This is a genomic window from Bacillus sp. FSL R5-0439 (genome assembly GCF_038008805.1).
GTDB lineage: Bacteria > Bacillota > Bacilli > Bacillales > Bacillaceae > Bacillus > Bacillus safensis.
The window spans coordinates 1,060,188-1,078,923 of the sequence record NZ_JBBOZW010000001.1 but is presented as its reverse complement, the minus strand read 5'-3'; the positions used below and the strand labels follow the sequence as shown (position 1 = coordinate 1,078,923).

Genomic DNA, 18,736 nt, shown 5'->3' with positions numbered 1-18,736 from the left:
AAATGTATGATTATCAGAGCAACGCTTCACAAGTATATGGCATCATTCAAAAACAATCGCAACAAATCATGATGCTTGAAAAAAGGCTTAACGAGCTTCAGCAGGAAATACAAATGATCAAAGATAAACCGACAACGAATATAGAACGGATTGATTATCAATTTGATCAACTGAAAATCGAACGGCTAGAAGGGACGCTGAATATCGGCCTCAACCCATCTGATCCAAACAGTGTTCAAAACTTTGAAGTGGGCCAAACAACAACCCCGGGAATTGGAATGATGCAGCAAGAAATGGCTGATCAATTTTTCAATCAAACACGGCAGCTTGTCGATGCATTTTTAAATGAAGAAGCTCCAGAACTTCTTGAAGAACTAGAACAGCGATATGAAGGATCCCTCGATGAAAGCAACAAACACCATATCATTGAGGACATTCGCAAGCAAATTGACAGCAGGATCAAATACTATGCGGGACAGTTACCACACCGGGAAGATATGACACCGTTGCAGCGTTCAGAGCAAATTGCTGAATATGTGAAGCATGATGTAAAGCGGGCGATTGAGCACTTTTTAGCCCATATTCCAAGTGAAACGAAAGGAGAGGAAAACGGATGAATTTCACAGTTGTCAACCGCAACATTGAGACCGGAAGCATTAAAGTAGTCGGGGTATCGTCTTCTTCCTTATTTATCATCGGGGACACAGATCATGTACAATTATCCTCAATTTTCGATACACCGCCAGAATCTCTGATTATTGGCCCGTTTGTTCCTCTAGCACCTCGATAATGATCAAGCGCACATCTCAAGTGAAGTTCTCAAAGGTGAATTCTGTCGGGATTTCGAGTGTGGTTCAAATCGGTGATACTCAGGAGCTATGCCCGAAAGTCAAGGTGTTAGCTGTTCAACGAACCATTAGTTTGTTTTATGGCTATGAAGCAGAAAATTTAGATGCGAAAGAATTTGAAGTGTATTATGAGCCTATTCCATTGATGCTGCCAGAACGATCAGTGAGAACAGCCTTTTACCATGAAAAGCCTGTGATTAAAGTGTCTTCCATCCATGTAGAAGGGGTATCATCGTCCTCTGTCTATCAAATCGGCTCTACTTGTCGAATGAATGGCGTTGCGCGAGTGAAGCATATTAGGGAGCTATTTAGCAATGATGAAAGTCCGCAAAACTCACAAATGGACCTACCTGCGCATATGATGGTGATATGACTTCGAATAAAGGATGTCGATTATGCCAGCAATTGTCGGACCCATTTACATTAACTCTATTTCTGGAGGCGTCGTAAACGTCGGTGACTCATTCTACCTGTCGCCTAAAAGTTCGTCAAAATCTGCTTTAGGCTCTGGAGCGGGGAATACCGGAGATTTCTTGATATTAAATAATGGCATTAGCGCCACCAACTATGTGGATCCTGACTTAAACGATCAGAATATGGTAGGCAATGCATGAAGCAGCTCCTCTACACCCATTTCAAATAGAGGAGCGCTTTTTTATGCTTATTTCTTTCTGCGCTGTCTCGATTTTTTTGTTTTAACCAGCTTGCTTGCCGGCTGTTTCCGAATCCATTTGATGTACGAAGCAAGCTTTTCATCCTGCCTCAGTGCATCAATTGTGTTCAAACGTGCGGCAAGCTCCTGGTTTGTAAAAAGGGCATGTACTTGTTTATGACAAGGGATGCACAAGAAGGCAGTCGGTAAAAAAGCACCACCCTCTTCTCTTGGCGTTAAGTGATGTTCTGTGAGCAGGACATCTTGTCTTCCGCACAGCTCACATAATCCAATTGTTTGCTTTGCCACCGTGTCATCACCTCAATATTTACATTAATTCCATTGAGACTGTTGTCCCTTTCCCGCTTGGATCTGCTGGATGGACAATCAGTTTCTTCGGCAGCCGCATTTTCAATTCTTCCACATGGCTGATGACACCAACAGCTAAGTTTTGGGATTGTAATTTCTCTAATGCGGTAATGACCGTATCAAGCAAGTCTTGATCAAGGGTACCAAAGCCTTCATCAAGGAAAAAGAATTGCAGCGGAAACTCACCTCTCAGCTGAATCTGCGCTGAAAGAGCTAGTGCAAGCGCAAGCGACGTCAGGAAGGTTTCCCCGCCGGACAAGCTGGACACTGGACGTCTGACACCGCCATTCGCATCATCGCGCATGACAAAGCCGCCTTCTGAATCCACCTCAATCGCATACCTTTGTCTTGTCAAAATACCAAGACGGGCAGATGCATCACGACTGACACTTTCCAGCTGTTCTTCTGCTAAGAACTCAACAAATGTATTTCCTTTAAACACAGTTTGCAGCTTATCAAGCCGATCAATTTCTTGCTGCAGCTCCGCTAAGCGTTCATGAATACTTGCAAATCGCTGGTGATTTTCTTCCATCACACGCAGATGTTCATAAGCAGAGCCGCTCATCACTGTTGCTTCTTCTAATGCCTTTTCTGCCGCTTCTTTCCTCAGTTGAATATCAGTCCACTGCTCTTCATCTAGTGACTCATCTTTCAGCAGTTCAGAAATTCGCTTTAAGTTTGCGGCACATTGCTTTCTTTTATCCTCAAATTCATCAATTTCTTGTTTAACTGATTGACGTACTGCCTGATTCAGCAAAGCAGATTCAATCTCTTGAGGCTTATCAAAAGGAGAAGACTCCGATTCTTTATCCCATGCTGCTCTTGCTTCTTGTTTTCTTCGTTCAGCCTCTTGAAGCTGACGCTCACTGCTTGAAAAATGGCTTTGTGCTTGACTAAAGAGCTCCTGCGCGTGCTGTAATTGCTTGAACGATTGCTGTTCCATTTCATTGAGACGAACAAGCGTGTGTTCAACCTCAATCAGTTCTTCAGAAATAGTGACAGCTTTTAATGGATACCGCCCTAAATCTGTTTCATATTGATGAATGAGCTTTTGCTGACTTTCCAGCTGATGCGCTAGTTTATCAAGTTCCTTCTCCACATCGTATATGGCTGTTTGCAGCTGTTCTTTTGCCTGCTGTTTTTCTTCCAAAAATGAAATACTTTTCTCAATCCGCTCTTTATAGCCTTCCGCTTGCTGGTCCTTTTCATCTATCTGCTTTTGCATTTCTTGTACTTGATGCAATGTAAAGTGCGGGAAGGCCTGTTCAAATTGAGATGTTTGCTCTGAAAGCTCAGATTGAAGCTCCTTGATCAGCCCTTCTAATTCTTCGATACGCTGCTGTTCAAATGTCATCTGATCTTTTATCTTGTTTATCTCTGCTGCTTGATCATGTGTTTCATCCATTAAACGAGCTCGTTTACGATCAACTTCTTGAATATCTTGTTTCAAGCCTTTCCATTCTTGCATGAGATACTGCAAGGACTCCGGATTTTGCACTGCTTCTACTGCTGCCGCAACTTCCGCACCTGGAGCTTTCTGAGATAAAAAGGCAAATTGTTTTACTAATTGATTAGCGTGCGTTTCCAATAGCTGCTTGGCGGCATACATGTCTCTTGTGTATTCCTCTGCCTGCTTAAGCTCTGTGTCCATCCGTTGAATCACTTCATCGATTTGTGCCACTGTTTCTTCATGGTCATTGTTTTCCAATGCCTTTGGGTCATGATGAACCGATCCACAAACAGGACATGGCTCACCATCTACAAGCTCTGCCGCTAATTCTTTTCTTAATTCCGCCGCCCTAACAGCATCACGCTGTTTTAATTTTTCGAGCTTCTGACTTTGTTCTCTTTTACTCCATTCTGTAAAAGCCCGTTCGAATTCACATACATAGAAATAGAGCTGTTCAATCGCTTGAAACGATTGGTCTATTTTTTCATGATGGTCTTTTTGCTGTTTTTGAAGCTTTTCAAATGCTGCTGCGGTCTGTGATGATCGCTTTTTGAGCTCCTCCATCTTTTGTTCTTCCTTGTGTATGCTTTGATGTATTCTTTGAACATTTTCGCTTAAACGCAAAGCATCCTGTACACTTTTCCGTTCTTTTACAGAGACTTGTAATGACTCCAGCTCACGCTTCAGCTGTGTTTGTTTTGCCAGTGCACGTTCTAACAATGATTGGAGATTGTCTGCTTCTTCTTTTTTTTGTAATAATTGCTGCGCTGTATTATTTTTTCTCTGTTCGATTGCCGTTTTTTCCTGAAGAGCCGCCTCTTTTTTTCGTTCAATTTCCTTTAGCTGAATCAGCTGCTCTTTCTTTTGGAGAAGTTCCGGCTCAGTTTCTATTTTCTTTTGTCTGGCTTGCTCATAGTTCTGCGTCATTTGATCATAGATCGATCGTTGATGCAGAAGCTGATTTTCTGCTTCCTGCTTCTCTTTTAATGCTTGAGAAAGCTGATTTTCAGCCTTTGTTAATGCATCCGCATAGGGCTTTAATGCATCTGCCTGCTCAGCAATATGAAGCTTGGCCTTTTTTTCTTCCATTGATGGTGCCAGTTGATTCAGATGGTTTAGTTCCGTCTCATAAGCTTCTTGTTCTTTTTGATACTGCCAAATTGTTTGCGCCTTTGTAAAAGCAGTGAACGCCTCATCCCGCGCTTGTTTTTTCTCATGAAAAATAGCCTTTGCCTGCTCTGCCGCTTCCTTTGCCTTTGCGAGCGCCTCTGGACCAGCTTCACCTAAACCATTCAGCTCAGCAAGCAGTTCATTTTTTTGTCCATACTGATTCTGCGCCTTTGCGCGCAAACGTTTGACGAGCTGATCCCCATACTTTTCCAGGTTAAACAAACGCTGAAGCATTTGTCGTCTATCGGCTCCTTTTAAGGAAAGGAATTCTGCAAACTTCCCTTGGGGCAAGACAACCGCACGCGTAAAATCATCGATGGTTAACCCGAGTAATTCCTCTATTTTACGATTGACCTCACTCGCTTTATCTGCAAGGACTGTCTGCGAATCACCAATTTCAATCAGACGGCATAGTGTCGTTCTGACTTTCATTTCATCCGCCCGCTTAAAAGCACGTTCGACTTTATAAGAAATATGGTGTTCCTTCTGCAAAGCGAACGTAAAGGAAACTGACAGTTTCTCTTCCGCTTGGTTCAAAATACCATGTGTATTATTTAACGCACGTTCCACTTTGCCATAGAGTGCCAGGGTCATCGCGTCTAATATGGACGATTTTCCGCTTCCTGTCGGTCCAAAAATGCCAAACACACCTGCATCACATAATGAGCTAAAGTCAATTGTTTGTTCTTCTCTGAAGCTATGAAGTCCTTTAATGGTTAGCGTAATCGGCTTCAAGTCGCTTCCTCCTCTTGCATTTCATTGGCGAGCTCTAAAAACAGCTTAATTGTTTTTTCATCAGGAAGTCCGCCGCCTGTCTGTCGCTCATAAAATTTCACGAACCGCTCTTCGATCGAGAGCTTTTCGATTTGCTTTTGTTCTTCCAATTGCTGCAGTTCTTTAAATTTTGGTCTAATATGGACAAACCCGCTATGCTGCTTTCGGAGCTGATGGATCTCTTCTATAGAGAGCTGATCTGTTAAATGAATCTCTAAATCAATCCATGCCTGAAGATCCCGTTTTTCATCCAGCCACTCGTGTACTTGACTCAGTCCCTCAGTAGCCTTCCATTTCACAAGTGGTTTTCCGCTTGATAACAACACTTCTTTCCAGCTTGCTTTTTCATTAGGTTTTGCTTCAACAATCGTGACTGATTTGGCATATCCTGATTCAGAAAAGCTGTAAGCAAGAGGTGACCCGGAATAGCGGGCGATCGTTTTGGCACGCTTGATGGTTTGCGGCCTGTGCAAATGACCAAGGGCCACATAGCAGGCTGCTTCTGGCAGACTTTCAGCCGCAACGGTATATGCACCGCCTACTTCAATCGGTCTTTCTGAATCTGTTTGACTTCCTCCTGCCACATAAATATGGCTCGTTGCGATATTGACCGTATCGGCTTGAAATTGAGTGCTTAAATGTTGGAATGCTTGCTGTATTTTTAAATTGTAATGATCACGAAGCACTTTCTCTTCAAATGTTTCAGCCAGTACCTCGTTTAGTCTCGCTTCAGACGGATAGGCGAGTGCTGCAATGGATAAACGTTCACTCGAAGAAGGAACATCGACGCGGATGATATCATTTGTCGGATATCCAATTAAATGAATCCCCTGATCATTTGTTAAAGGAGACGCGGCGGATAGTCGATCCGGATTATCATGGTTGCCTGAGATGACCACGACCTGACGTTTTCCTTTATCAGATAAGGCGGATAGACTTTCGTAAAAAAGCTGCTCTGCTCTAGCAGGCGGATTCACTGTATCAAAGGCGTCTCCAGCCATGACAATGACATCAATGTGTTCGTCTTTTACGATTTGATACAGCTCATCTAAAAACTGTGCTTGCTCATCAAGCCGGCTTCGGCCTTCAAGGGTTTTTCCTAAATGCCAATCCGCCGTATGCAGAATCCTCATGTGATTCACCTCTCATTCCGAAACATTTATAATGAAATTTCTATATTCCCATCAAAGAAATAAAGAATTTTCTCCTCTAATGTTCTGTTTGTTAAACGTTCTACTGCTTTTGCATATAACGCGATTTGAGTTTCATAGCGTTTTTTCAATATAGGCACAGCTGCTTCAAGGCCGTCTGTAAATCTGCCTTGCACTCTATCGGTTTTATAATCTAGTAAATATAGCTTTCCGTCCGTTTCAAATAAACAGTCAATCATCCCTTGAATAAGGACAGGCTCCCCCTCTGCATCAATATGGCTGTATACCTCTTTAACAGGTAATACCATACTAAATGACACTTCTCGTTTTACCCAGTCCGCTTTTCGCAGCTTTTGACCAATAGAAGTAGAGAAGAAAGCTGCAATTCCTTCTTGATCAATTGACTGGACTTGCTCATTTGTTAGCAAGTCTCGCTGCTGTAAGGAATCGAGCAGCTGCTGTATACGTGAATCATCGTAGGGCTCGTCAGAAGGAAGCGCAATATGCTGCATGACTGTGTGCATTGCGGTGCCTTGCTCTGCGGCAGTGAGTGCTTTTTTCTTCATGAAAGCCGGCCGGTCATACAACGTGGCACGAGCTTTTCGAAGAGAAGAAGGAACACTGTACTCATCCTGTATTTCTTTCATTCTCTTTATCTCGGAAACAGACTGCTTTGTGCCGACTTGTGAGGCCGCTAGATATGGGTATCTCCATGAAAGTCTCTCTGCTACTTTCTCATCAGCATCACCATATTCTTCAACAGGCAGCCCCTCCATCAAAGCTTGTACCACCTCGTCTTGCTGCTCCTTTTCAAGTGACATATCTTCTTTTAGAAGATCGGAAGCTTGAGTAAATGAGATTGTGAATGCTGATGGATGCGAAAGAACAACATCACCTGTTTCTTCTAAAATAGATGACATTGCTTGGTGACGGATGAGAGCAGGACCAATAAAATCTAAGTATGTTTTCGATTGATAACGTTCAAAATCAGGGAGCAGCCAATCTTCTCCGGTTGCAGCATTTTGCCATTTGCTTAATGCTTTCACCTGATTTTTCACAGAGCCGACCAGAAATAATTTTTCCTTAGCCCTTGTGAGCGCCACATATAGAACTCTCAGCTCTTCAGATAACAGCTCTTTCCTCATCTTTTTTTTCATCGCTACAAGCGGTAATGTTGCATAACTAATTCTCAGCTCGGGATGGATATACTTGCTTCCAAAACCTAGCTCTTTATCAAGTAAATAGGACTGGTTTAAGTCCATCATATTAAAGTTTCTGCCGAGTCCTGCGGTAAAGACGATTGGAAATTCTAACCCTTTACTGCTGTGAATTGTCATCATGCGAACAACATCTTCTGTTTCACTGAACGTTTTTGCCGCACCAAGATCATCTCCACGCTCCTGCATTCTTTCGATAAAACGAAGAAAACGGAACAGCCCTCTAAAGGCAGCTTTTTCATACTGCTTTGATCGATCATAAAGAGCGCGGAGATTCGCCTGTCTCTGCTTGCCTCCAGGCATCCCGCCAACGTAATCTAGATAATGCGTATCGCGGTATACTTCCCAAATCAATTCCGCTACTGAATGATTCATCGAGAAATCACGCCATTTACGCAGCAACCTGAAAAACCGTTCTAGTTTTTTGCATGTAGGGTGATCTGAATGAGTCACCCTCATAAATGCCTTCACAGCATCATAATAAGTGCCTTTTTTATCACTCGTGCGAATCAGTGCCATTTCATTTTCGTCTAAATGGACAAGTGGTGATCTTAATACAGCTGCAAGCGGGATATCCTGATATGGATTATCGATGACTTTTAACAGAGAAAGAATGACAGACACCTCTGTTGCTTCAAAATAACCGGAAGAAAGATTCGCATACACAGGGATTCCCTGTTTCTTCAATTCCTCCATCATTTGCGGGGCCCATGGCATAGAACGAAGCAAAATCACAATATCCCGATACTGCAAGTTACGGGTCATTTGCTGTTTTGCATCGTACACTTGAAATGGCTGCTCCACCAATTCTCTTATTTTTTTAGCAATGACTCTCGCTTCAAGCTGTACGGTCTCTAGTTCTTCTCGCTCTTCGTCAGTTTCTGCTTCCTGTTGATCTAAATGGACAAGAAGCATTTCTGTCGTTGTATCTTCGCTTTCTGGATAACTCGCTCCAAGCTTTAATTCAGCTTGTTCATCATATTCAATTTCTCCAACTGTTTCCCCCATCAGCTGTTTGAACAAAAAGTTCGTACTGTCTAACACATCTGAACGGCTGCGGAAGTTTTTATTTAAATCGATTCTCTTCCCTGTTTCTTTGCCGTCTGGTGTAAATTGTTTATATTTGTTTAAAAAGAGCATGGGCTCAGCCAGTCTAAAGCGATAAATGGACTGCTTTACATCACCAACCATAAACAGGTTGCCGTCTGCGGCATGTTCCCCTTTAGATACAAGCTTTAAAATCGTTTCTTGTACAAGGTTTGTATCTTGGTATTCATCAACGAGCACTTCTTCAAACTGCTGTTGATAGTACTTGGCCGCTTCTGTTTCGATCAAATTTCCTTCCGCATCCTGCTCTGCTAAAATGCGTAAGCAATAATGCTCTAAATCCGAAAAGTCCACGATTGATTTTTCTTGCTTCGCTTTTTCGAAACGCTGTCCAAATTGGATGACAAGCTCCACAAGTGTTTCGACCACCGGCTTCATTTCAGCTAAGCTTTTCAAATGCTGGGCTGGACTGCGCATAAAGTATTCATCTTTAAGTTTTTCTAATTGTTTTTTTGCTTGATTGCGTGCATCTGTGGCTTTTTCTAACAGCACAGGGTCATATTCGTCCCCTTTACATGTTTTGAGCCTTTTAAAATTGATGTTTGGCAAAAGCTCGTAAAGCTTTTCAAAATCATTTTGGTGCCTGATTAATTCATTGACTTGCTCTAAATCATCTATAAAATTTTCTGCTCTCGGTGCCGGGCCGCCCGGTTCTTTTGATAGGGCGAGAGCTCGTTCGAGTAGTTCGAGACAGCTTCGAAAAACGAGAGAAAGATCCTCTTTGATATATGGGTAAAACGGTAATTGTTCTACTTTTGTTTGAGCATCTACATCATAAAGAGAAAGAAATGCCCTCATCCATTGCTCAGGTGAAGGGTGAGATCTGGAAAACTCATAAATTCTCTTCACAAGCCATTGCAAGTCTAAATCATGGCGGTCAGAAGTATAGCGATCAACCAGTTCAAAGAACGATGGCTTTCCAGCCTTATATTCATCCTCAAACAGTTCATCTAACACTTCATCTCCTAATAATTCTCCTTCTGTTTGATCAGCCAACCGGAAGCCTGGATCAAGGTCAATTTCATAATAAAAGGTGCGCAGAACCTGCAAACAAAAGGAGTGCAAGGTAGAAATATTGGCACGATTCATGAGCGACAGCTGTCTTCTCATATGAAGGGACCCGGGGTTTTTCGCTAATTCCTTTTCAAGTGCTTCTGTGATCCGATGCTTCATCTCTGCCGCAGATGCATTTGTGAAAGTCACAACGAGCAGACGATCCACATCAACTGGATCTTCTGGACGGGTCATTTTTCGAATCAGCCGTTCAACCAAAACAGCTGTTTTACCTGACCCTGCTGCCGCCGCAACAAGGATATCTTGTCCTTCTGAAACGATGGCTTCCCATTGGTCATCCGTCCAAGTACTGTTATTCGGTTTTGGTATTTGCATACTGATCCCCTTCTTTTTTGATCCGGTCTATCACAACATCATCCTTTTCAGATGATAGCACTCTAAATTCATTATCCTCTATCGATTCATCAAATTGGCAAATAGACTTAAATGAACAAAAGCGGCATGGTGTTTGATCCTTCAATTTATATGGATTAATGGCTACTTCACCATTTGTAATTCTTTCGCCTGCTTCTTCAAATGTGCGCCGAACGTGCTGTGTGAGTATATGGAAATGATCTTCACTTAAAACAGCAGAGTCAGAACGGAAAGATCCGTCCTTTTTCAAACCGGCTTGAATGACTTGTGATCTTCCTGATTCAAGCGTTTGATCCATTAGCTTTACCGCTTCTACATCTTCAAGCAATAGACCTTTCATTTTAAATTTCTTGAATATTTCCTGCTCAATTTCATCCTCTGCAAGCGGAATCGGTGCTTGAATAAGCGGATCATGGATATGGAAATATAAAATGCCAGCTGGCGTTGCTTCTACACCGAGCCATTCCTTCGAATACGTAATGGTTAAATCTAAGTAAGTGAGCATTTGCAAGGCCAGCCCATAGTATACCTCTGCTAGATCAAGACCTTTCTCACTCGATTTGTAGTCGACGATTCTCAACAACAGCCCTTTTGAACCTTCTGCTTTATCTACGCGGTCAATTCTTCCGACAAGCTCCATCGTGCAGCCATTTTTCAATTGAAAAGTAAACGGCGGAAGAGGTCCTTGGCCGCCAAACCCTAACTCAAGTCCAACGGGAGAAAATCCACTCACTCTTGCATGCTCACTTAAGATAGAAGAGACCCGAATCAAGATTTTTTGGAGTTTTTCTTTAATATAAGCATGCCGATTAGAGCTTAAGAGGATTTCCTTTTGAAGACGCGGAGCAAGCTGTTCGATTGCATGTCTTGAATAGTTGACACAGTCATCCTTCGTTAAGTTTTTCCAATCCTTTTTTTGTTCAACAAGCGTATCTGAAATATGCTTTAAAGCCGAGTGAAACAGCTGGCCGATATCGGGTGCTTCCAATTTATAAAATTGCCGGTCCTTTAGTTTTAACCCGTGGGAAGCAAAGTGAGAAAATGCACACGCATTGAATTTCTCCATTCTTGAAACACTGCCTTGAATGTGATCACCGTAAAGTTCTTTTGTGACGTTTGGTTTTAAGCGCTTTGCTCGATTTGTAAAAAACAAACTCGACAAGATGTTTTTTGATACATCCCGATGAGTTGACGTTATCAAATAATTATAAACACTCCACCATACACCACTGATGGGATATTGGTTGAGCCATTGCTGCAGCTGCGAGACAGTATACGATAACGAGACATGCTCATTCGCTACAAATTTTAATTGCTCCTCGTCATCCAGCTGTTCCGGGTCTAACACATACAAAGCATGCTGATGATTTGGCATAAGCTCCTGACAATACTTGATAAGAGTTGAAGGCAATAAAGAGCGCCCCTCTTCATCTGACACTGAATAAGACAGATACAAATGATGAGATGGACTCGACAGCGCCTGGTAAATTAAAAATTGCTCATCTAGCAGCCGTTCCTTTCCTGTCTCTGCCAGCTCTGCTCCTGCTCGCTTTAACCATTCCCTGTCATCCTCAGACAAGACACTTTCGTCAGAAGGGCGTGCGGGAATAACGCCATCATTTACCCCAATGATAAACATACACTTCACTTGATACATTCTTGATAAATCCATACTTCCGATAAATACTTGGTCGAGTGAAGGCGGAATTAAAGCGAATTTTAAAGAGGCCAATCCTGTATCCATCATTTGCTGGAATAAAGGAAATGAGAGCTCCTCCTCACCGAGCATTTCAACAAATTCATCCATTAATTGAATAACAGCATCCCATACTTGTCCATGCTGCATGGCTTCAGCTAATCTACCTGCTTCTTCTGCTTCCAGCCTAGCTTTTTCAAGTTTATCTGGCACTTGTATTTCCTCTAAAAAGACATAGACTGCCTCCACCATGTCTTTTACCTTTTGCGCTTTTTTCAGCCTTTTTTGCAATTTGAAAAGCGGAGGTGCAATCCATTCCTTTACATCATTCAGCATCTGTTCCATTTCAATTTCTTGATCTGTTTGTCCAAAATCCTCATCTAAAGATTGGAATCGTCTGTAGTGGAAACGGGAGCCGTTTGTCCAGCGTTCTCCTTTTACACCATAAGCAATACAGTAGTTTTCAAGCTGATCTGCCTGTTCTCTCGCTTTGTTTTTGGCAAGTTCGAGCGGAAATAAGAACTCTGTTTTCACGCAGCGAAACACGGCCTCATACCGCCAGTTTCCTTTTATGACATCCAAGCTCGAACGAATCAATTCAATGAGCGGATGATACTGCATTGATTCATTTCCATCAATAAAAAAAGGAATATCGTAATCTCGAAAAACCTCTTTTAACGTATCTTTATAGTCATCTACATGCCGCGCGACAACTGTAATATCTCGCAGTCTAAGTCCTTCTTCTCTCACTAAATGAAGAATTTCTCTCGCTACTCCCTCAATTTCAGCTCGTTTACTCGCACTTTTAGACACTGTGAGATGAGGGGTTACTTCCTGATATGGCTGCACCGGTCTCTGCTCATATTGGCGTTCTAAATAAGCAAGATCTGGCGTATGAAGATGTCGGTTATTTCTCTCCAAAATGTGCTCAGAAATGGCCGCTCCGCACTCTTTAGCAAGCTGATAGAGCTGGAAATACGTTTTACCAGTCATACGAAATAAATCAAGTTCATTTGGCTGCTTATCATGATAGGAACGATCCACTGTGAACGCAGCCGTTATTTTCTCAGCATGAAGCAGAAGCTGTTCAATGACGAGAAGCTGCTGCGGTGTAAATTGATAAAAGCCATCTATATAAATATGTGCTCCTTTTATTTCTTCAGATAGAGGAATTTGCTGCGTGAGAAGCGTCAAATAGTCTTCTGAGTGCACATATTCATCTTGTAAATGCTGCTCCATCTGCTGATAAAGAACATGCAGATCATGCAATTTTTCGCCTGCCCGTCTTTCTTCTGTATATTCTGAATGTATGCTCGATAATGCAATTTTTTCAATATCCTCCGGCAGCATGCAGTATCTTTTGAACTCAGCCATCGTCTTTTCGATTTGCTCGACAAACCCTGGCTTATCACTCGCTTTTTTGAATACCTTAAACTTTTCTTTCTCTTCTTCAATTACTTTTCTTAAAAGCATTTGAATTCCTGTGCTTGTCACAAATTGCCGGTTCGCTCCGCCAGTCTGCTGTAAAATAGACCAAGCAAGACGCGTGAAACTAAATACTTTGGCCCTGATCATCCCGCCAGCTTCAGACGTTTTTGCAAGCTCGTACTCCATTAAGAATGTCATTTGATCCGGGACTAAAAAAATGATTGGCGGACCCAGCGGATCTAGCCGAAGCTGTTCTTTGATTTCCTCTAAGATTGCAGTCGTTTTTCCACTCCCCGATCTGCCTGCTAAAAACTGAATCTCCACGCTCCACAACACCTTTCTTATGTACTCATATTCTAGCGAAAATAGAATTAAATAGCTATTTTCCCCTTCTCCTTCCTAAAAAGATATAGGCACCTTTCCTAACTCTTCTCATATCATAAACCATCATGAACTTAAAGGAGGCTGGCAATATCATGTATTACGGTTATTATGACTACTCGCCATATGACATGCGCCAAAACACAAGGATCATTTCTGACCTTGAAAAAGCGATCAATGGTGAATATTCTGCGATCCAATGCTACGAAAAACTTGCCCAAAGAGCAAAAACTCCTGAGGCAAAAAAAATCATTCAAGAAATACGCCAGGATGAAGTCAGACACTATCAACTATTTACAAAGCTATATTATTCTTTAACAGGTAAAAACCACAAACCAAGCGTAACAGAACCTTGTCCAGATCAATTTAGAGAAGGGCTTCTTTTCGCATTTAAAGATGAACAAAGAACGGTCGATTTTTACTTAACGGTATCAGATTATGTCCGGGATCAAGGAACAAAAGAGCTGATGAAACGTATTGCTCAAGATGAACAGCAGCATGCTGTATGGTTTTTATATCTTTTAACGCACCATGTGTCTTAGATAGTCCTATTTTAATAGGAGATCGTATGTTCCGTCAAAAAATGAAATCGTCTTTTTGTTCATTCAATCTATAAAATAAAGGACTATTTTCAGCAAACCTCTCATCTCTTTCCCTTTTTCAAACGTGAAAACAACAATTTGATAAATAAAAAAACTCCTCTGCCACACATAGCAGAAGGAGTTTTTTTCATGATCGTTTAATGAAATTTTGCTTCATTGCTTTGCTGCTGATGTTTTAGCAGCCCATCAATGGACAGCATCTTACTGCCGCTAAGTGTTAAATAAAGCGCCATGACAAGCAGTGATAGTTCAAATTCATAACCGCCAACAAATCCTTTAGAAAAACCAACCGTCATAATCGCCACAGCCATAATTGGTACAAATAATGCTGCGAAAATACGTGTTCCTAGACCTAAAATCAAGGCGATACCACCGACTAGCTCAATTGTCTTCACAATATAGGCCATAAATTCAGGTATACCGATTTGTCCAAAGAATGCCGCTGTTCCTCCCAGACCCCCTTGATATGCCTGAAGTCCGTGTAGAAAGAAGATAATACCTAGAATAACACGTACAAAAAGTGTTCCTATTTCTTGATTCGTTTTCATATAGTGATTTCCTCCTGTTTTTACACTACATAATGTAATGTTAATTAGTAAAAAAAATTAGTAATTTAGATTAAGCATAATCATTAAGACCACCATGAGAATGGTTGATGTGACAATGGGAATGATGGGTACATTGAAAGGAATATTGTATGTTGGATTTAAGATCTTTTGTATTCTTAAATTCAATGCCCGATCTCCAAAGGATACCGCAAACTTCGTTTGTTTTTGAAACTGAGTTCTCTTTTTAATGAGTTTCAAAAGGGCTTGCCCTACTCCAAGCTCAGTGCCTGTCTGCCGGATCGCATAGTCATCTGCGATCACTTCACGAAAAACGGAATAGCTTTGTCTCATATGCTTTAACACTGGAATGTACCAAATAACTTTTGTGAGCATTGAGAGTGTGAAGGCCTTTAAAGGATCATAGCTGTATTTGTGGTGCAATTCATGATGAACAACAGCGTCAATCTCCTCTTCATCCAGCATGTCCATGAGAGACGTTGATAAGTAGACCTTTGGGTGAAGCATCCCCATGGCGAAAGCAAGCGGTTCATGACAATGAAACACAATGATGTCGTTTGCATATTTCTCAGATAAAGATTCGGTCGAGTGGTGATCAACTGCAAGCATGAGATTTTGCTTGAATTGAATGTACGTTTTGATTTGCTTCGTCATATAGAAAATCGCAAATCCCAGTGTGTAGAGGACTAAAGCATCTAGAAAATATTTCAAAGGAGTGAATCCATAGAATTCGAGAACAGATTGGCATACATGAATGAGATTATATGCTTGATTCCAACCAAAAAAGCTTGAAAGCACGTAATACCCCATCTGATAAAAAATCGTTAAACCAATCAATATACCGCCTAAAAATAGCAGGCTCGATTTCATTTTATTCATTTTGCTGCTCCTCTTTTTTGGATGCCAGCCTTGCTTCAAGCACTTTGAGTAATTCAGGGTCAGCACTTTCAATTGCATCCACCATATGATTCACTGCCAGTGGACCAAAATCGTCCATCAGACCTTGCGTAATCCATTTTGTCTGCTCATTTAGAAATTCTTCTTTTGTTAAAATGGGGTTATAAATAGATGAACGCCCTTTTGTTTTCTTCTCCACAATTCCCTTTTCGGTTAAGCGGTTCAGCACAGTCATCACCGTGTTGAAATTAATCGGCTTTTCATCTGACAGCTTCTGCTGCACTTCTTTAATCGGCATATCCTCACCTTGATAAAGGATCTCCATAATTCTTCCCTCTAAAGGACCGAAAAAACGATTCAATCCCTTTTCATTATATTTAAAAGAAGGAATTTTCATGTTATCACCTCACACTAAGGATTGTAGTGTAATTGAAAATGATAGTCAACTGATAACAAAAATAGGGGAAAATCGTTGTATATTTGTTTTTGTTTTTGGTAAAAATTATATCTTCACTTTTATTAAGAAGCTGTCAGGTTCTTGATAAGTTAATCTTATGAAAATGGTAAAAAAATTCGTATTTTATTTATAGAGACTTTTGTATTATAGTGAAGATAACAACATTTCACTTACTGAACAAAATTACAGGAAGAAGGTTTACATGTGATGAAACAAGGAAACAGCCTTCGAACCGATCTCATTTTGATCGCAATAAGCGGTTTAGGTGGTTTTCTTTTGTCTTTAACAGGAATGTCTATTGGCTGGATGATCGGTACATTAATCACAGCTGCATTTATTGCCATGCGACGTCCCACCCTGTTTCAGCGTAAAGGAAACAACACCTTGCGTATTCACAGCAGATGGCTACTCCTTGGTCAATTTATTCTCGGAATCGAACTCGGACAAAAAATGAACATGAAAGTTCTTCATATTTTCGCTGAACATTGGCTCCCTGTGAGTTTCATGCTCGTTTTTTCTATTCTACTGGCGATGCTCTCTGGCTTTGCCTTATGGAAGCTGAGTAAAACAGATATGCTGACCAGCTTTGTCGGCACAGCACCAGGCGGTTTATCTGCTATGCCAGGGATTGCCCAAGAGGTTGGAGCAAATACAGCCGTTGTCAGTCTCGTACAAACAACACGTGTATTAATGGTGGTACTCACCATCCCTTTTACGGTGTTCTATTTAAATACAAAAAATCCAGCGGATGCAGCTGCAGGCATTCAAGGGAGCGCCTTTTCATCCGGTGTTTTCACCCTGTCAAACATCTCGTGGACTGCTGCACTTATTTTAGGTGCCTGGCTTATGTCACGCCTAGCGGTTCGTCTTCATTTCCCTGCCCCTTGGCTGATTGGCAGCATGTTAGGAGTTGCTGCTCTTCAAGTAGGTGCAGGTGCGCTCATAGGTCATGATTTGATTCCTTATTGGCCAGCACAAGCGAATATCGCATCACAGGTATTTCTAGGTGCAACCATCGGTTCAAAAATGAATAAACAGATGTTTGTCGGACTAAAAAACACGTTAATTGTAGCAGTCGTCAGCTCAGCTGGACTAATTGCTGCAACGGTTCTCAGTTCAATTGCCATTGCTGAGGTCACAGGGATTTCTGTCATTACAGCCATTCTTGCCTTTTCGCCTGGCGGTATTGCAGAAATGGCAACAACAGCAGTTACACTCCATGAGGACTCAACCTTTGTAGTAGCTGTACAAGTCGTTAGAATCATTCTTGTCATAGCTATGCTGCCACCGTTTTTTCGATTCTTACATCATGTCTGGGCAAAAAGACATCCTGAATATAAAGCCGCTAAATAAAAAAGAGAGACGCTTTGCATGTGCAGAGCGCCTCTTTTTTATTTATCCTGATTTCTTTTGACACCAACTACTTGATCTTTTGAAATCGTTCCAAAATGCCGGCTGTCAAAGCTATGTATTCGGTTATCTCCGATCACGAAGTAATGGTTTTTTTTGATTTTATCATGTCCTGTGATGGCTTTCAGCTGAAAATCCCCTGTCAGGACATTCCCCATTTTATGTTTTTTCTGCTCTTTTAAATAGGGTTCTTTCCATTTTGCCCCATCCACAAATAACTGATCATCGACATACTTGATCGATTCTCCCGGGAGCCCAATGACCCGTTTGATCAAAATTTGATTTTTTGGTCCGTGAAATAACACATAATCAAACCGGCTAATTTTCGTGAGTTTTGGCGAGAACTTGTTGATTAATAATTCTGTTCCATCTGTAAATGTGGGGTCCATACTAACCCCTTCTACTTTATACTTCACAAACATGAAATTCTTTACCTGGAACAATAAGACGATGCATGTAATAATCATCAACCATAACAATGGCTTCTTTTTCATTAAGAGCCTCCTTTGTCCTCACGCTTGCTCATTCGAATGTTCAACCTATTTTCTACTCTCTTTCCAACATACCATAATAAAACGATAACTAGAACCGCAAAAACACTTCTTAACGGATTCTTTACTAAGGCAGAAAGGTCATAACCAATAAAACTAATGATAAAGAGCATGACACACTTACCAGCTAAAGCAGCTAATGAAAATTGCCACATGCTAATTCTTGATAAGCCTGCTACCACATTGACGGCAGCAGAAGGTGTAAAAGGAAAGCAGAGTAAAATAAATAACGGACCAAATCCCCGTTTCTCTACCCAAAGCATTAATTTCTTAATGGAAGGGTGTCTGCTAATAAAGTTCAGCATTCTCATCTGTCCAAATTTTCTGATCAGTAAAAAGACAAGAATAGAACCTGCACTTGCACCGATCCAGGTTAATAAAAAGCCTTCCCAAAGGCCGAATGCATTTGCATTTGCCACCGCAAACGCCACGAGTGGTAAAAAAGGAAGAAATGCTTCAATTAGAGGAAGCAATATAGCGACAATTGGTCCAAAGGCCTTGTAGCTTTCAAAAAATGATGTGATATTTTCATGAGTAAATAGAGAAAGAAATGATGTCAACTTGTTTGACTCCTTCAAGGTT

General features: G+C 41.4%; 16 protein-coding genes. 6 read left to right on the top strand and 10 right to left on the bottom strand.

Translation table 11 applies throughout. The features are described 5' to 3' along the window. Positions 1–2 precede the first annotated feature (2 nt). Genes NST59_RS05340 through NST59_RS05325 form a run of 4 tightly spaced genes read left to right on the top strand, consistent with a single transcriptional unit; the run spans position 3 to position 1,462 of the window. Positions 3–617, top strand: coding sequence for a spore germination protein GerPC (locus NST59_RS05340; RefSeq protein WP_039177664.1), 615 nt, complete (start codon positions 3–5; stop codon positions 615–617). Next, positions 614–790: a germination protein GerPD gene (locus tag NST59_RS05335; RefSeq protein ID WP_003210893.1), complete on the top strand. Its 177-nt coding sequence runs from the start codon at positions 614–616 to the stop codon at positions 788–790. Before NST59_RS05340 ends, NST59_RS05335 begins: the two co-directional genes overlap by 4 nt. After that, positions 790–1,221: a spore germination protein GerPE gene (locus tag NST59_RS05330; RefSeq protein WP_024425504.1), complete on the top strand. Its 432-nt coding sequence runs from the start codon at positions 790–792 to the stop codon at positions 1,219–1,221. Before NST59_RS05335 ends, NST59_RS05330 begins: the two co-directional genes overlap by 1 nt. A 22-nt stretch (positions 1,222–1,243) precedes the next feature. Beyond that, on the top strand, positions 1,244–1,462 hold the full coding sequence (locus tag NST59_RS05325) for a spore germination protein (RefSeq protein ID WP_003211468.1): 219 nt from the start codon (positions 1,244–1,246) through the stop codon (positions 1,460–1,462). Between the two features lie 47 nt (positions 1,463–1,509). On the opposite strand, the gene NST59_RS05320 is transcribed toward NST59_RS05325, so the two are convergent. Genes NST59_RS05320 through addB form a run of 5 tightly spaced genes read right to left on the bottom strand, consistent with a single transcriptional unit; the run spans position 1,510 to position 13,614 of the window. Further along, positions 1,510–1,809 (bottom strand): hypothetical protein, encoded by a 300-nt coding sequence (locus NST59_RS05320; RefSeq protein WP_039177660.1) that lies wholly within the window; start codon positions 1,807–1,809, stop codon positions 1,510–1,512. Positions 1,810–1,828: 19 nt separating this feature from the next. Then, positions 1,829–5,224: an exonuclease subunit SbcC gene (gene sbcC, locus NST59_RS05315; protein ID WP_341040383.1), complete on the bottom strand. Its 3,396-nt coding sequence runs from the start codon at positions 5,222–5,224 to the stop codon at positions 1,829–1,831. Next, complete coding sequence (sbcD, locus tag NST59_RS05310; protein WP_058838814.1) at positions 5,221–6,396, bottom strand: exonuclease subunit SbcD; 1,176 nt, start codon at positions 6,394–6,396, stop codon at positions 5,221–5,223. Before sbcD ends, sbcC begins: the two co-directional genes overlap by 4 nt. Positions 6,397–6,422: 26 nt before the next feature. Then, positions 6,423–10,127, bottom strand: coding sequence for a helicase-exonuclease AddAB subunit AddA (gene addA / locus NST59_RS05305; protein ID WP_247544378.1), 3,705 nt, complete (start codon positions 10,125–10,127; stop codon positions 6,423–6,425). Further along, entirely contained in the window at positions 10,105–13,614 is a 3,510-nt protein-coding gene (gene addB / locus NST59_RS05300; RefSeq protein ID WP_341040379.1) for a helicase-exonuclease AddAB subunit AddB, read from the bottom strand. Before addB ends, addA begins: the two co-directional genes overlap by 23 nt. 152 nt (positions 13,615–13,766) lie before the next feature. On the opposite strand from addB, the gene NST59_RS05295 reads away from it, so the two are divergent. Beyond that, entirely contained in the window at positions 13,767–14,213 is a 447-nt protein-coding gene (locus NST59_RS05295; protein WP_039177646.1) for a ferritin-like domain-containing protein, read from the top strand. A gap of 197 nt (positions 14,214–14,410) precedes the next feature. Here NST59_RS05295 and NST59_RS05290 read toward each other — a convergent pair whose 3' ends face one another. The 3 genes from NST59_RS05290 to NST59_RS05280 are packed head-to-tail and all read right to left on the bottom strand — an operon-like array spanning position 14,411 to position 16,133. Further along, a complete protein-coding gene (locus tag NST59_RS05290; protein WP_106025298.1) occupies positions 14,411–14,821 on the bottom strand; it encodes a DoxX family protein in 411 nt (136 codons plus the stop codon). 57 nt (positions 14,822–14,878) lie between these two features. Next, positions 14,879–15,718 carry a M56 family metallopeptidase gene (locus NST59_RS05285; RefSeq protein ID WP_106025299.1) on the bottom strand — a complete coding sequence of 280 codons (840 nt, stop codon included), beginning with the start codon at positions 15,716–15,718 and terminating at the stop codon, positions 14,879–14,881. Next, positions 15,711–16,133 carry a BlaI/MecI/CopY family transcriptional regulator gene (locus NST59_RS05280; protein WP_024425495.1) on the bottom strand — a complete coding sequence of 141 codons (423 nt, stop codon included), beginning with the start codon at positions 16,131–16,133 and terminating at the stop codon, positions 15,711–15,713. The genes NST59_RS05285 and NST59_RS05280 overlap by 8 nt, the downstream gene beginning before the upstream one ends. 267 nt (positions 16,134–16,400) lie before the next feature. Here NST59_RS05280 and NST59_RS05275 point away from each other — a divergent pair, with 267 nt between their 5' ends. Beyond that, positions 16,401–17,546 carry an AbrB family transcriptional regulator gene (locus NST59_RS05275; protein WP_058838811.1) on the top strand — a complete coding sequence of 382 codons (1,146 nt, stop codon included), beginning with the start codon at positions 16,401–16,403 and terminating at the stop codon, positions 17,544–17,546. 38 nt (positions 17,547–17,584) lie between these two features. On the opposite strand, the gene lepB is transcribed toward NST59_RS05275, so the two are convergent. Then, positions 17,585–18,097, bottom strand: a complete 513-nt coding sequence (lepB, locus tag NST59_RS05270) for a signal peptidase I (RefSeq protein ID WP_106025301.1) — start codon at positions 18,095–18,097, stop codon at positions 17,585–17,587. After that, positions 18,097–18,714, bottom strand: a complete 618-nt coding sequence (locus NST59_RS05265) for a TVP38/TMEM64 family protein (protein WP_024425492.1) — start codon at positions 18,712–18,714, stop codon at positions 18,097–18,099. Before NST59_RS05265 ends, lepB begins: the two co-directional genes overlap by 1 nt. Positions 18,715–18,736: the final 22 nt, after the last annotated feature.